The organism is Nostoc sp. ChiVER01 (assembly GCF_034531155.1).
GTDB lineage: Bacteria > Cyanobacteriota > Cyanobacteriia > Cyanobacteriales > Nostocaceae > Nostoc.
Window position 1 is genome coordinate 210,261 of sequence record NZ_JAVRBS010000001.1, and the last position, 15,016, is coordinate 225,276.

The window sequence follows — 15,016 nt, forward strand, 5'->3', positions numbered from 1 at the left end:
ATTGCTATGTCCCTACAGAGTGGTTGGTATATTTACCTGAAAATAGCTGTTTGTTCTTTTGCTAAAGCTAATGCGCGATGAGCATTTCTAAACTTTGTTTCATCTGTAAATTTATGACCAAAACACTTTAAATAAGCTTCCAGATATCGAATACGTAAGTATGGATCAGCCGGACTCTCAAGAAAGGGTAGGTCAGCTTCAACCATAAATCGGATAGCCAATAAGGGGATAGGGCTACGAAGTGGACGAAAGTTTGGGTTGTGCAAACCAGGACTTTGATTACGGTTATGAAATTCTCCTATCATTAGTCCTGACTCAACAAACAAAGGTTTAAGTTTTTGTTGGACACTATCTACTAACTTAGGAGCATCTTCTACATGGATGTCAGGAAAGATAAGTAAAAAAGCTCTATTTATTGCTAATTCCTCCTCTTTAACTTCCATCTCAAGAAAGATATCTCGGTAGCGTCCAACAATTTCTTCTAATTCCTCTACATACAAATCTTTTGTGTGAATAACTGCCAGACGAATACTGTTTGACTTGAGAGAGTGAGGTACAAAAGGGCAAACTACGCCAGGTCTTCCTAAGTTAGGATGAGGTCTTCCTAAAAAATTTTTCACCCAATTCATAATTTCAATCAAGTAAGGAAGGTCTTCATTCTGCTGGAGTTTTTCGATTTCAAGAGTTGTATAAAGTTTCATGAGCTTAACTCAAATAGGGTAATTGTCTAATTCTGAATCCAAAATTGCTTTGACAATATGATGTGTCTGAAACTACTTATTATCTAAGCAAACAAAACAAGCCTTGAACTCTCTTTTTTTGGGTTAATCTGTGATTTTAGCGAATAAAAATGCTTTAATATTTTTGTGAATTTAAAAGAGCTTACACCAATAAATACACAAACATATTTTGCATCAAGCCAGTTGTATTCATTTATCTATCCTTTGAGCAAGGTAGAAGTCAGAGGACAGATAAAGTTTTAAGCTATGCTTTTGTGCCTTGCCCAAACTAGGTTTAAGACTCCCAACTAAATCATAAATTTAGTGGTTTTCAATTAGAAGGGATTCAGACCCCCTCTAATTGCCTTCAGCATAGCTGCCTTCATCAATTTGGTAATTTTAGGTAGAATACATCTGTATTATTCAGCAAATATCCATACTTTTTTACACTCTTAAGCTTCTATTATTTTTAATGAGTATATTATAAAGTTTATATGTAAGTAGTTATTTTTACTGTAAAATTTTAGTGTAGATTTAACAGTAAACACGCATTTAATATCAAGTTACTATGATTTTATCTAGCTTAAATTACTATAATTTAATCTAGCTAGATATTATAAATTCAGCCTAATTTTATCATCTGTATATTACTTAATAGATAAAGTCTAGTCTATTAAGCTAGTACCGTTTCGACAAGGGCTTAGACATCTGCAAAATCTATTTAGTACAAAATTGGATATTTGTTTAATTGGAAGTCGCTTATTTCTCAACAAATTCTCTCACTACTGCCATAGCATCAGGAGGAATCTGCGTAATTAGGCGAAATGGAAATGCCTTAGTTGAAGCAAATTGGGCATAATCTGATGTCAGAAAAATAGCATATTTTTTAGCTTCTGGAGTCATCTGGAAAGCAAAGGCCAAAGCTATAGCTTTAACGTACTTGCGAACATCTGCTGCTTGTTCACCCACAACTTCACCACCACTAATTGGTGTATTTGGTTTTCCTATCTGATCCAATGTGGTAGTGGGGTCTTTTACACTCAGATGAGTACCGCCAACTATACCAACTAGCCATTTTGGGGATGGGATTTTGTCAAATCCCGCAATCTGTTCTGTTAAAGCTGGGGTGGTTTTATCTGCGGAACTTGCTAACACTAGGGTAGGAACTTGCACCTTAGTTAACCCAGTTTCGCCAAAAATCAGAGAAGTTGTAGGATTGAGAGCGATCGCCTGTTTTATTCTAGTATCCCGTAGTTGATAGGTATTTTCTGGTAGCTTTTGAGCGATGCACTGCATAACTTCTCCCTCACTGAAAGTAGTCAACTTATTTTTACAGCGTTGTTTGAGTTGTTCAAGTTGTAACTCTGCTCCAGCAATTTCTAAAGCTGTACCACCACCAAAAGAATGGCCAATGACCATCACGTTATTTGTTGCAAGTTTTCCTTGTAGCGGATGATTAGCCGTTTGGTTGAGCTTTTCTAATTCGTCGAGTATAAAACTAATATCTCGAGGGCGATCCAAAAACTCCTCAGGCTTCATAAGACTGGTTTTGCCTTGTAATGCTGAGTTAGTATTTGCCTGGTTACTACCGGGATGTTCTAAAGCTGCTACTACATAACCGTGAGATGCTAAATGTTCTGCCAGGTAATGCAAGTCTGTGCGGACTGATGTGAAGCCGTGAGAAAGGACAATCAAAGGTTTGTCGGGAGTTGCAGTAGTTGACCAGTAAACATCAACTGGAATTTTACGGTCGCGCTTTTGGTCATTCAGGCTTAAGTTGAGTATTTTTACTTGAGCGGTTCCTGGTTGACTGGGATCAAAAGGGTAAGCAATCTGCGGTGTTTTGGTGTCGAGTTGGGGAGCGATCGCTAGCATAAATTGCTGGGTGCGCCAAAAAGCTGTATTCAAACTCTGTGCAACTATAAAAGCCTTTGGTAAATCAATTTCTAAACGTTTACTGGGATAAGCCGCGATAAAACTCAGTATAGAAAGACCTTCCGGCGCTGTAGAACCTAATACCAATCCTGCTCTCAGTGCTTGCACCCCAGCTTTGTCCTTTCTGGCTAAGGCTGTAGCAAAGTCACTGAGAATAGTTGTACCAATCTGGGTATTAACTAACCTATTAACAGTGACAACATTCATCGGTATATTCATACCCAACGCTCCCAAGAAGAAACGGCGTTGTTCTTCAGATAATCGTTTAGCGTAAGGCTGTAAACTCCCAGGTAATTCCCCAGTTTTTGCAGCCTTTCGCAACTCAGCAAGGGAAATGGTTTCTGTAAATAAACCTAAACGTACAACAACTGTATCAGCCGCAATGACCGGAGTATTTGCCCCGAATTGTGTAAGTACAATTGCGCCAAAGAAACCCGCAATTGTCTTAAGACTTCCCCAACTTCTTCTCATAAATATATACCAAGTGTTACTTACGGGAATATAACGGATATTTGTGTATTTGGCTACCCTAATAATTATCTATAAATAAAAGCAGATTTATGCATGAATTTGATAATGATGTTTAGGATGGGCTGCGATGCTCGTTCGCGCAGTGTGCCGTAGACAAGGCTCGCTATTGGCATTATGCTGATCTCCTTAAAGCATTAGCAGATGCGGACAGAATTACATCAAAAACTTGAAGAAGAATTCAGAATCAATCAGTGAAGGATTCAGATTCATCACTGATTGAAGACTACTAAATCAAAGATTTAGTGAAGCTCTTAAACCTGCTTATTCAGACGCTCTCTACGAGACGCTAAAAGCGTAGCTTGCAACTCTTACAGAGTAAGCAGACTCGCTAACTCTACGCTATCTGCTTTTTTGGTCTTCAGAATGAATTTTGACTAATAAATTCTGTTTCGATAACAAAAGCAACGAATTGTAAAATTCATCACAGCTAAAAAAATTGAGGATAAATCAGTGTTGACAGCCACAAAAGCCTGATTGCTTCTCAGCTAGGTTTAATACTGTAAGGAAAGTCTAGAACAGGGTAAGCGATGCCTACGGCGGTAAACTAAGCATCTACAATCTGAACTTTTTGTAGGTTGATATCTTGACTGCAATTTTTTTCAACAGCAAAGTTTAACTCATCGCTTAATGTTCTGTTTTTTCCCTTTAGAACGTGTTGCAGAGGTGTTGCCGGGGATAGTCTTACTGCTTTAGTAGCTTGTCATTACCCATCAAATTCTACCAGCTACATCAACAATTTTTCTTGGCTTTATGCATCGCAGACTCCGCTACATTTTGATTTTGCTGCTCTCCCTGAGTATTATTATACTGTGGTGGCCTGTGAATAATTCTGAGTGCAATTCCGAGGCAATTCTTGCTGCCAAAACTACAAAGTTCAAAGTACATGCTACTCAGGTTATAGTTCAGCCGTGGCGTGGTCGTCATCATGTTTATGGGATTTTTATGATTCCTGACAAATACAAAAAAGCTCCATTTCTTGTATTAACCGTAAAAGGTGCCGGCAGTTACTGTTCAAAACAATTTGGTCAGATAAAAAACTATAATGATATTTTTCCTGAACCAGGAACTTATTTGGTGAGAAATTTTATTAGAACTCGAACGGCTTTGCGGCTGATTCTCCAAGGTTTGTACTTTCAAATCAATGATAAAAACAATTGGACTTTGACTTTTCCTGAACCAAACACTAGTACCGTTACACGTAATTAGTCATTTCTTCTTTAATTACGAATTACGAATTACGAATTACGAATTATTCAGTCAGTTTGGTGATTGAGTTTCCAAAACTTCGTTTTTCTCTAACAAGACACTAGTAGCATTGACCACAATCTGTGCTGCTCCGGTAAAAAACGATCGCTCGATAGTCGCTGGAACATCGCTAGGTTGATGATAGTGCGGAGTACGTAAATTTGCGGTATCAGTCACTAACACAGCACCCACACCTTGATACCAAAATGGTGCATGGTCGCTGCGTAGGGTGTCTGGTGTCAGTAAACCTTTAAAAGGAATTGGTAATGTTAGGACTGATGGCATTGATTTTTGTTTATTCAGAGCATTTGAGGGAAGCATCTGTGAGTTTTGAAAAGCACTCAGCAAAGGTAAATGTTCTGTATCACCGACTACTGCCAAAAAGTCGCCCTTGTCGCTAATTGGGGTAATAGGCAACCCCGCAGGGTATTTTTGACATCCGGGAGTGTAACATGCATAACTTACCATATCCATAACGATCGCTCCGCCTAAATTTTGTAAGCGTGCTGTCTTGCTGACAAAAGCTTGACTACCCAAAAGTCCTGCTTCCTCTTTGTCAAAAAAAGCTAACTGTAACGTTCGTGGCGTGGGACGGGAACCAAGCAACCGAGCAACTTCCAACACCACAGCTACACCACTGGCGTTATCATCAGCACCAGGGGATAAGGCAACAGTATCGTAATGCGCTCCTACGAGAATTGCTTTAGCGGCTTTGTTAGTTCCTGGGCGTTCGGCAAAAATATTTACACCCTCAGAGAACTTTTCCAATTTGGGCTTCCAGCCTAATTTTATGAGTTCAGTTGTGATATAAGTGCGAGTAAGCGATCGCTCTTTTGTTGTGTAGCGCTGAAAATTCAATTTTTGGATATGGGTTAATAGCTTATTAGTAGACACTTGCGGCGCATTGTCAACTTCTTTTGACTCTGGCTGTGGTTGGGATGTTTCCACTGGAGTGCGCTCAACAATTGCTGGCGACGGACGCTGTTCAAAAAACGTGCTACCTCTGCTACCCACTACGGCAACTGCCATCAGCACCAACAGCATCAGCCAAATCCATTTTCTCATGTGATTTATCCTTGCCTTCCAGACTTAGGGTAGCGCAAATCCCCAGGCACAACTTTTCAGGATTGCTAGGAAGGGTTTAGTATTTTGGTTCCTTAAATTCTTATATAAACCTGCAAAGCTACTTTGTAATCAGCTTAATTGTCTATTTTAATAGAATTTTCTTTAATCCAATCCGCGATTGAGTCTTGAGTCTCTTGATCAGTTGAAAGTCTTTTTATCATTAATACAACTTCTTCTTCTGGCACTTCTAAAGAATATCCATTCAATATAAGAAAAGTAGCCATCGAAACGAAAGCGATCCTTTTGTTACCATCTATAAATGCATGATTTTTTACAAATGCAAAAGCATAAGCTGCCGCTAATTCAAAAACAGTTGGTGTAGGTTCGCCATAAGCAAATAAATTTTTGGGTCTATCTAAACTAGCTAAAAGCAGATTTCTATCTCTTATACCTGGAAGTCCGCCGTGTTCCACTAGTTGTTCTTTGTGCATAGCTTTTATGACTGCCTCAGTCAACCAAAAAATATCATTCACTGAGCTAGTTCACGAAGTGCATTTCTATACTTACTGCTTACTTTTTGATAAGCTTCTATAGCCTTTTCAAATTCAGACTTATCAGGTGTCGTTTGAGCATTACCAGAATGTTTCGTAACTAAAAGTACCCCATCCTTACTACGTCTAAACTTTAGACTTTGAAAAGATGGTATCAATTTGTTTTTTATCTTACTAAGTCTCAAGGTTTGCATGATAAACTCAAAATTGGTGGTTAGAAGTTAGAAGATACAAATGTTGACGGTAATCCTCAGTTAGCTTTTTAGTTAATCAGTTATTATAATATAAATTATTTGTGCAAGAGGTCTCTTTTAGTTTACAGATTGACCCTTATCACAGAACGCTCATGTTGAGCCTTGTTGCAATGGTCTTAGCAAGATATCCCAAAAATACTCAGAGGCTCCTTGTTGAGACAATAATTTATTGACATTTTGTTGGCTTGCAAAGAAAGCCATTCCCAAAGGTTGCAGAAAAAGAGCATATCCATCATCAACTATAGATATGGATTCATTAATACTATTATCACTTCCTGAAGCATTCGAGGAATATGCAATCCCGTTTGTAAAAAGGTGGCTACTTCCTCTTATCCAAATTCGACATTCAGTAGCTTTCTTTCCCCTAATGTAGACAATAGCCGAAAAATGATTTGCATCTATACGCTTGAAATGTGTATCCACTTCTAGATTTCGGTTGGATAGTTCAGCAAGTGAATTCTCAAAAAAGTTGGATATGTATTCAAACGATTCCTCTACAAATTGATCCCTGTCTCGATCCAAGAATGTTTTGCGAATACGAAGATTGCTCGATCTTGGTATATCCAAAATTTGTGGTTTGATAGCAGAACCGTAACTTATGCTTGGTGACGTGGAATCCTGACGGAGTTTTAGGCGAGTAATTGTCCCTTTTATAGCGTTGACTACTTCAAGAAAAGCATCGTCTTTATCAGGGAATTTTGTGATAGGCTTGCCATCAGTTGGCATGACCAAGAGCTTGCCAAATGGGGCACTGCGCCAATCGCATGGACGCAGGATGATAGGTATAATGTAGGATTCTCCTTTCTCATGCTTTTCCATCGCACGTTGCATCTCAATGTCATAACAATAATTGGAAGCTAAAAAATCTGAACTGACTAATAAAAGAATGATGTCTGCTTCTTCCAAGTTTTTGCTTATTGCCTTATCGAATTCCTCACCAGCAGTTATTCGCCGATCATGCCACATCTCAATGAAGCCTTGCCTTTTTAGCATAGCAAGATGAACTTCCAACTCATCGCGCAGGGTTTCATCCCGATGTGAATAAGAGAAAAAAATTGTAGCCATTCCACGATTATTAATTAAAGGCAGGTATTTACTTATGATTAATACCTTTATATCTTATACCAGTACAAAGGAACTAATAAAGATCAAGTTTGACGCTTTGTCTTTTGACAGCGATCGCAACTTCACTTACAGTGCCCCACTAGAGGAGTGCTGAGTAAAGAAGAAAAGAATTTATTATTACTTCTTCAAAATCTTTATTCTGACACTCAGAACTGATGACTCAGAACTCAGGGCTTTTTTATGGTAGATTTGTTGCTGATCACAATACTGGGGTTCCTGGGGAGTTTTGGACATTGCTTTGGGATGTGTGGCCCTTTAACAATGGCATTTTCCCTATCTCATCAGCCGAAAATACCACCAGCAGCCTCTTTGGGACGCACATCAACCTTAGAAAAGTCCGGCACTTGGCAACAGCAATTAAAATTTCATATTTTGCTAAACCTGGGGCGGATGTTGAGCTATGCTCTAGTCGGTGCTGGCATTGGGGCGCTAGGTTCGGTATTGTTGCAAGGCGGACAACTAGCGGGTGTTGGTAGCGACTTCCGGCGCTGGATGGCAATTCTAACTGGCGTAATGCTGATTTGGTTTGGCTTAGGACAAGTAAAACCCGATTTACTGCCGCGAATACCCGTGTTACACCCCTTGTTACAAGGTAGTTTACACGATCGCCTCAGCACAGGAATGGTTAAGCTTTCCTTAAAAACCAAATGGTGGACACCAATGCTTTTAGGAATGACTTGGGGTTTAATGCCCTGTGGTTTCCTATATGCTGCCCAAATTAAAGCTGCTGAAACTGGCAATTTATGGATGGGTGGGGCAACTATGCTGGCTTTTGGCCTGGGAACTCTGCCCACTATGCTAGGTGTAGGCGTTTCCACATCTTTGGTAAGTAAAGACAAGCGCAGTCAGTTGTTTCGATTAGGCGGTTGGGTGACACTCATCATTGGCGTTATCACCTTGCTGCGAACTGGTGACACAATGGTAGATTACACCGGACACGCTGCCTTAATCTGCTTAATTTTGGTTTTAATTGCGCGTCCCATTAGTGGCTTGTGGGCATCACCACTGCGTTACCGTCGAGCCTTGGGAGTGGGATCTTTTGTGCTTTCTGTGGTTCACACCGCCCACATGATGGAACACTCATTGCAATGGAAATTTGCCGCCTTTTCTTTCCTGCCGCCAGAATTTCAGTGGGGTATGGCTGCGGGTGCTGTAGGATTGGTATTAATGTCCCCCGCCGCTTTAACGAGTTGGGAATCGTTGCAGAAATCTTTGGGCAAGCGTTGGCGACAGATTCATCTATTGGGTGTGCCAGCCTTGCTCTTGAGTGCCATTCATGCCGTGTTGATTGGTTCCCATTACCTGGGTTCCTCGCAATCAACTTGGGGAAATAAATTAGCAGTAGTACTGATGGGAATTGTTACCCTCAGTGTCTTAATGGTGCGATCGCACTTTTTTTGGTCAAAGTTAGCCGTAGAAAAGTTTTATGTTCCCCCAACCAAATCGCGGTAAATCATCTTTATTTTCTGGCTCCATCTCAACGAGTCAAAAACAGAGGCGTTACCTATTTAAAGCCATTTCCTGGCATCAAGGAACAATAAAGTATTTATTATTCCTGAGTTGCTTAGTTATATCAATAACTAATATTTACCCGGCGTCTGCTCATAAAGTGGAAGTAGCCAGAGATGTCGGTGGCACTCTCCACATTGAACCAAATGATAATCCTCGTGCTGGAGAACCAAGCCAAGCCTGGTTTGCGCTTACCCGCAGAGGTGGAAGAGTGATTCCCCTGTCACAGTGTAATTGTCAGTTAGCCGTTTATGCCGAACCTTATGCCACCGGAGAGCCACCACTGTTAGAACCAGAGTTAAAACCTGTAACAGCTGAACGTTATCAAGGTATTCCAGGTGCGGAAGTTGTCTTTCCTAAGCCAGGTATTTATGAGTTGCAACTAAATGGTAAACCAGTTTCTGGAGCAAGATTCAAGCCCTTTGAGTTCAAATTTGAAGTTACTGTGGCAGGCGGATCCACACAGGATACACAAAAGCTACGAGATGTCAACGGTAATTTAGGAGAGAGTGAATCTCAGCAATTACCAATTTGGGCGATCGCACTGCCAATCCTCGGATTTATCGGCATTTTAGTTGTCGTACTACGAAATATGAGAGGGGGTGGGGAGTAGGGAGTGGGGAGTGGGGGCAGGGGGCAGAGGGACAAGGTGATTTGAGTGAGAACTTACAACAAGTCTTTCCCCATTCCCCTCTTCTTACTTATGTCGCTTTTGATGCCACTGCCACGCATGACCGACAATATCTTTAATGGCTGGATACTGAGGTTGCCAGCCTAAAATTGTTCTGGCTTTTTCGCTAGCGCCAATGAGAATTGGGGGATCGCCAGGACGGCGATCGCGTTCTTCTACTGGTATAGAAATTCCTGTTACCTGTTCAGTAGCTGCAATAACTTCTCTGACAGAGAAACCACTGCCATTGCCCAAATTGAAAACTTCGCTATCGTTACCTTTTAATAAATATTCCAATCCCAAAATGTGGGCATCTGCTAAGTCATTAACATGAATATAATCACGAATACAAGTACCATCGGGCGTAGGGTAATCAGTGCCAAAAATTGAGATAGATTCTCGTTTGCCTAAAGCTGTCATCAGCACCAAGGGAATCAAATGGGTTTCTGGATTGTGATCCTCTCCAAGCAAACCACTGGGGTTAGCACCAGCAGCATTAAAATAGCGGAAACGCACTGATTTAAAACCGTAAGCAACATCAAAATCAGAAAGAATCCGCTCTACCATGAGCTTTGTCGCGCCATAAGGATTAATCGGATTTTGGGGATGGTTTTCTGGAATGGGTACAAATTCTGGTACACCGTAGGTGGCACAGGTAGAAGAAAAGACAAATTTCTTTACAGATGCCGTCAGCATCGCTTCTAACAGAGTCAAAGTACCAACAACGTTATTGCGGTAATATTTAGCCGGATCAGTTACTGATTCTCCTACGTAGGCATAAGCAGAAAAGTGCATCACAGCAGCAATATCACGGGTTTTAAATAGATGATCTAGCAAAGGGCGATCGCCTGTATCCCCTACTATCAGTTCTACCTGTAAAACTTTTTCTACCAAATCACGATGCCCATAGACCAGATTATCAAGTATGACAACGTTATAACCCGCTTGCTTCAAGGCAAGCACCGTATGAGAACCAATATATCCAGCTCCCCCCGTGACCAAAATGGTAGGCTTTCCAGGCGACATAATTTTTCCTTTTGAGTCGATTACTCGATTGATTTAGTTTACCGGTACTATATTACTCTTCTAGAAAAATATAAATAATAGACGCAGTGTCAAAAAATTGCACTAAAATCACTACGACGGTAGTCATTAGGTGTGAGGTTTAAGGTATTTTAAGTCAAACAGTGCAATTACAATTTGGCAATAAAATAAATTCATTTCCCGAAACCTCTAAGTTGACCCTTACGGGTGACGCTCCTAGCGTCGCTAAAGCTAAGAAGTCGCTAGTTGTTTTATGCAGGGAAACCATGCACGACAGTTACTCTTGGGGAACCACTTCTTTTCTGAACAAAAGAAATGGTGTGGAAATTCCAAGCAAGGAGGACTGTTTTACCACCTCATTGGCTCACTGCACCAGAAAATTTGAGAGTTAATCTATGTTTCTATTGTTAAGCCGAGTATTGCTGTGGCTGCTGATTGGCACTATCGTATATTCTCTGTTCCAGCGATTTTATCCCTCTGGAAGTTTTGTCGGACGATTAATCCTAGTCGTTATCTTGGTAATCGTAGCCCTATCATTTCTTAACCCCAGTGAACCTGCTGTGGCGTCGTTGTGGAGGATGCTGTCTTTTCCACTCAAGCCATTAGGAGCCTCTGTTTTACTGATGATTTTGGCAGCTCAGAAAATAAAAGGAGGTGGCATAGACAAACCAGGAGGATACATGATCGGTTGGGCACTGACAATTTTGCTGTTAGCAAGTACACCAGCCGTTGCCTATTTCCTTTATAGGGCACCTCTAGTAACTGCTACACCAACATCTGGGACACTGGTGGCGTTAGGACAACAAACCACCGCAGCGAACATTTCAGATGTTACAGGGGATGGCATTTTTTCTTATAATTTGAAAGTGCCTCCCTATTTATTACAAGGAAGTCCCCAAGATATTCGCACACGCGGTTTACGACTGGAAGACTTTGTACCGAATGCGGAAACGTTGCAATTGACAACAAGAACTTGGGAAAGTTATCTCGTTGAAATTTACAGGTTCTTACGTGTTCAGAGGTAATAAAGGTGAAGAAGGCAGGAGAAAAGAAGCAGGGGAGCAGGGGAGCAGGGGAGCAGGGAGAATTGGGGAAAATTTTCCCCTTACCTTTGCACCAATTCTTCTTTACCCTCTGCTCTTCGCCCCCTGCCCCAATTCCTCTTCTCTTCTGCCTCCTGCCCAATGCTCGCAAACTCGCTCATAGCGTTGCCATGCCGTTGGCGCAGCCTCTCGTAGAGAAGGCTTTACGCGGCGCTATCTGCCTCCTGCTTTTTTCCATAACTATCCAGTTCAAAGAGGTAATAAAAGCTTAATTTACAAGCAATATTCCCTCTACAGTGCTGTCTCCTTGGACTAGCAGTTAATCTAGGATGATAAAGTTGCAAAATTGCTTTAATGGCAAAATCTCGACGAATCGCTAAACTCATTGCTTACCTACGTCCCCATTGGCGGGAGGCGTCTTTAGGCATTCTCGCTTTGTTGTCTGTCAATGCACTGGGCGTTTATATCCCCTTGTTGATTCGTGCTGGCGTTGACAAACTCTCCACAACCTTCGTCTTGAGCCAAATAATACATGACGTAGTAATCATTGTCTTACTCAGTTCGGCAATGTGGCTAATGCGGATGGCATCCCGTATTTGGCTATTTGGGGTAGGGCGACAGGTAGAATTTGATCTGAAACAAAGGATTTTTGAACACTTACTCAAGCTGGAGCCGGCTTATTTTGCTAGTAATACTGCTGGCGATTTGATTAGTCGGGCTACCAGTGATGTGGACAATATCAAGCGGTTGTTGGGTTTTGCAGTCTTGAGTTTGGCAAATATCGTGTTTGCCTATGCCCTAACACTGCCAGTAATGCTGGCAATTAGTGTGGATCTCACACTAGCCTCTCTGGCAGTGTACCCTTTTATGCTCTTGTTAGTGAGTCTGTTTAGTAATCGCTTACGCAAACAACAAGCAGCAGTCCAAGAGCAACTCTCTGACATCAGCGAACTTATCCAAGAGGATATCAGTGGTATTGCCTTAATTAAAATCTATGCCCAAGAAGCAAACGAGCGTCGAGCTTTTGCCAAGAAAAATCAGCAGCTATTGACTGCTAACTTGGAACTGGCAAAACTCCGAAATATACTGTTTCCGGTAATTAGCGGGTTAGCCAATATTAGTTCGCTGATAATCATCTGGCTAGGGACGGCACGGATGTCTTCTGGGACACTTCAAGTTGGTGATTTTTTAGTACTGTTAATTTATGTAGAGCGTCTAGTTTTCCCCACAGCCATTTTAGGATTCACAATTACAGCCTACCAACGGGGTGAAGTTAGTATAGATCGCCTTGAATCGATTCTCTCTGTAACACCGAAAATTCAAGACACAGCCGATACCATACATCTACCTGTGGCTGAACTTAAAGGGGAAGTGACAGCTAAAAATCTCACCTATACTTACCCTGGTTACACTACTCCTGCGCTAGAAAATGTTAACTTTACCATTGCTCCGGGAGAAACCGTAGCCATTGTTGGGGCAATTGGTTCGGGAAAATCCACTTTGGCCAATGCTTTACCGCGCTTGTTGGATATTGAATCAGGACAATTGTTTTTAGATGGGGTGGATATTACTAAGATAGCGTTGGCAGATTTACGAGGTGCGATCGCCTACGTTCCTCAAGATAGTTTTCTATTTAGCACTACAATCAAAAATAATATCCGTTACGGTGATCCAATTAGCGAACAAGAGCAGATAGAATCTGTTGCTAAACTTGCCCAAATTGAATCAGAAATTAACAATTTTCCCCAGCAATATGAAACTATTGTTGGTGAACGTGGTATTACTCTTTCTGGTGGTCAACGACAACGTACTGCCTTAGCTAGGGCTATGCTGGTCAATGCTCCAGTATTAATTTTGGATGATGCCCTCTCTAGTGTGGATAATCAAACAGCCACGCAAATCCTCAAAAATCTCTCTGGTGGTACTGTACGCAAAACAGTAATTTTCATTACCCATCAATTATCGGCGGCGGCGACGGCTGACCGAATTTTTGTGATGGAAAAGGGAAAAATTGTCGAAACAGGTAATCACTTAGAACTTTTAAAACAACAGGGTCTATACAGAATTTTGTGGAGCCAACATCAAGTTGAAGAATTACTGCACTAAGTAGGTCGGCGTAAATAGACAATGTAACAATAGCGATCGCAAGCCAATACTTTTAGCTATACCTACCAGTGAACGCCCCTATCAATATCTCTGCACAAACTCAGAATCGCAAAGCCGATCACATTCGGATCTGTTTAGAGGAAGATGTTCAGTCTCATCAAATCACCAATGGACTGGAACGTTATCGTTTCACTCATTCTTGCTTACCCGAACTCAATCACAACGATATTGATATCAGTACAACTTTCCTGGGGAAACACCTTAATGCACCCTTGTTAATTTCTTCCATGACTGGCGGAACAGAACAAGCCGCAATGATTAACCAACGTTTGGCGCAAGTCGCGCAACACTACAAAATTGCAATGGGTGTTGGTTCCCAGCGCGTAGCGGTAGAAAAACCCCAGGTAGCTGATACTTTTGCTGTCCGTAAGTATGCCCCCGATGTTCTGCTATTTGCGAACTTGGGCGCTGTGCAACTTAACTATAAGTACGGCTTGGATGAATGTTTGCGGGTAGTGGATATCTTAGAGGCTGATGCCTTGATTTTACACATTAACCCTCTACAAGAGTGCATTCAACCCAAAGGTGATACTAATTTTCGGGGTTTGCTTGACAAGATATCTGAGTTGTGCATTAAAATGCCAGTGCCAGTAATTGCAAAGGAAGTAGGTAACGGCATTTCAGCAGCGATCGCACAAAAACTTCTCGCCTCTGGAGTAGCAGCAATTGATGTGGCTGGTGCGGGGGGTACTTCGTGGGCAAAAGTAGAAAGCGAACGGGCGGAAAATCCCTTGCAACGTCGCTTAGGAACGACGTTTGCCGATTGGGGTTTACCGACAGCAGAGTGTATTACAACTATTAGAGCGATCGCTCCAAATGTGCCCTTAATTGCTTCGGGAGGTTTGCGTCATGGATTGGATGTTGCAGTCGCGATCGCCTTGGGAGCAGATATAGCTGGTTTAGCAATGCCTTTTTTGCAAGCAGCAGCAACATCAGAAAAAGCAGTTGCAGAACTTGTTGAAGTATTAATTGCCGAAATTACTACAGTCTTATTTTGCACTGGCAACGCCACTTTGTTTCAGTTAAAGCACTCTGATAGTTTACAGCGCATAGAATAAGTAAATAGGGAATAGGGAATGGGGAAGATAAGAAAGACAAGGAAAATAAGCAATGCCCAATGCCCAATGCCCAATGCCCAATGCCCAACGCCCAATAACTA

12 protein-coding genes are annotated in these 15,016 nt (G+C 41.5%); 6 read left to right on the plus strand and 6 right to left on the minus strand.

What is annotated here, in order from left to right:
• Window positions 1-32 precede the first annotated feature (32 nt).
• Window positions 33-701, minus strand: coding sequence for a DUF6875 domain-containing protein (locus RMY00_RS00720; protein WP_322645726.1), 669 nt, complete (start codon window positions 699-701; stop codon window positions 33-35).
• A 777-nt stretch (window positions 702-1,478) separates the two neighbouring features.
• Entirely contained in the window at window positions 1,479-3,125 is a 1,647-nt protein-coding gene (locus RMY00_RS00725; protein ID WP_322645727.1) for an alpha/beta hydrolase, read from the minus strand.
• A gap of 810 nt (window positions 3,126-3,935) precedes the next feature.
• Here RMY00_RS00725 and RMY00_RS00730 point away from each other — a divergent pair.
• Window positions 3,936-4,391 (plus strand): hypothetical protein, encoded by a 456-nt coding sequence (locus RMY00_RS00730; protein ID WP_322645728.1) that lies wholly within the window; start codon window positions 3,936-3,938, stop codon window positions 4,389-4,391.
• Between the two features lie 51 nt (window positions 4,392-4,442).
• On the opposite strand, the gene RMY00_RS00735 is transcribed toward RMY00_RS00730, so the two are convergent.
• The 3 genes from RMY00_RS00735 to RMY00_RS00745 form a co-directional block, all read right to left on the minus strand.
• A complete protein-coding gene (locus RMY00_RS00735) occupies window positions 4,443-5,495 on the minus strand; it encodes a M28 family peptidase (RefSeq protein WP_322645729.1) in 1,053 nt (350 codons plus the stop codon).
• A gap of 134 nt (window positions 5,496-5,629) precedes the next feature.
• Window positions 5,630-6,028 carry a type II toxin-antitoxin system death-on-curing family toxin gene (locus RMY00_RS00740; protein ID WP_322645730.1) on the minus strand — a complete coding sequence of 133 codons (399 nt, stop codon included), beginning with the start codon at window positions 6,026-6,028 and terminating at the stop codon, window positions 5,630-5,632.
• Window positions 6,029-6,390: 362 nt separating this feature from the next.
• Window positions 6,391-7,365, minus strand: a complete 975-nt coding sequence (locus tag RMY00_RS00745) for a toll/interleukin-1 receptor domain-containing protein (protein ID WP_322645731.1) — start codon at window positions 7,363-7,365, stop codon at window positions 6,391-6,393.
• Between the two features lie 240 nt (window positions 7,366-7,605).
• Here RMY00_RS00745 and RMY00_RS00750 point away from each other — a divergent pair, with 240 nt between their 5' ends.
• Together RMY00_RS00750 and RMY00_RS00755 are read left to right on the plus strand one after the other, a co-directional pair.
• Window positions 7,606-8,877 carry a sulfite exporter TauE/SafE family protein gene (locus RMY00_RS00750; RefSeq protein ID WP_322645732.1) on the plus strand — a complete coding sequence of 424 codons (1,272 nt, stop codon included), beginning with the start codon at window positions 7,606-7,608 and terminating at the stop codon, window positions 8,875-8,877.
• Entirely contained in the window at window positions 8,852-9,547 is a 696-nt protein-coding gene (locus RMY00_RS00755; protein WP_322645733.1) for a hypothetical protein, read from the plus strand. The genes RMY00_RS00750 and RMY00_RS00755 overlap by 26 nt, the downstream gene beginning before the upstream one ends.
• Before the next feature lie 84 nt (window positions 9,548-9,631).
• On the opposite strand, the gene galE is transcribed toward RMY00_RS00755, so the two are convergent.
• The gene (gene galE / locus RMY00_RS00760) at window positions 9,632-10,630 is read right to left on the minus strand and encodes a UDP-glucose 4-epimerase GalE (RefSeq protein ID WP_322645734.1); all 999 of its coding nucleotides are present in this window, start codon (window positions 10,628-10,630) and stop codon (window positions 9,632-9,634) included.
• Between the two features lie 413 nt (window positions 10,631-11,043).
• Between galE and RMY00_RS00765 the strand changes: the two genes are divergently transcribed.
• The 3 genes from RMY00_RS00765 (at window position 11,044) to fni (ending at window position 14,915) form a co-directional block, all read left to right on the plus strand.
• On the plus strand, window positions 11,044-11,673 hold the full coding sequence (locus tag RMY00_RS00765; RefSeq protein WP_322645735.1) for a hypothetical protein: 630 nt from the start codon (window positions 11,044-11,046) through the stop codon (window positions 11,671-11,673).
• A 372-nt stretch (window positions 11,674-12,045) separates the two neighbouring features.
• A complete protein-coding gene (locus RMY00_RS00770) occupies window positions 12,046-13,797 on the plus strand; it encodes an ABC transporter ATP-binding protein (protein ID WP_322645736.1) in 1,752 nt (583 codons plus the stop codon).
• A 68-nt stretch (window positions 13,798-13,865) separates the two neighbouring features.
• Window positions 13,866-14,915: a type 2 isopentenyl-diphosphate Delta-isomerase gene (fni, locus tag RMY00_RS00775; protein ID WP_322645737.1), complete on the plus strand. Its 1,050-nt coding sequence runs from the start codon at window positions 13,866-13,868 to the stop codon at window positions 14,913-14,915.
• The last annotated feature ends 101 nt before the right edge of the window (window positions 14,916-15,016 follow it).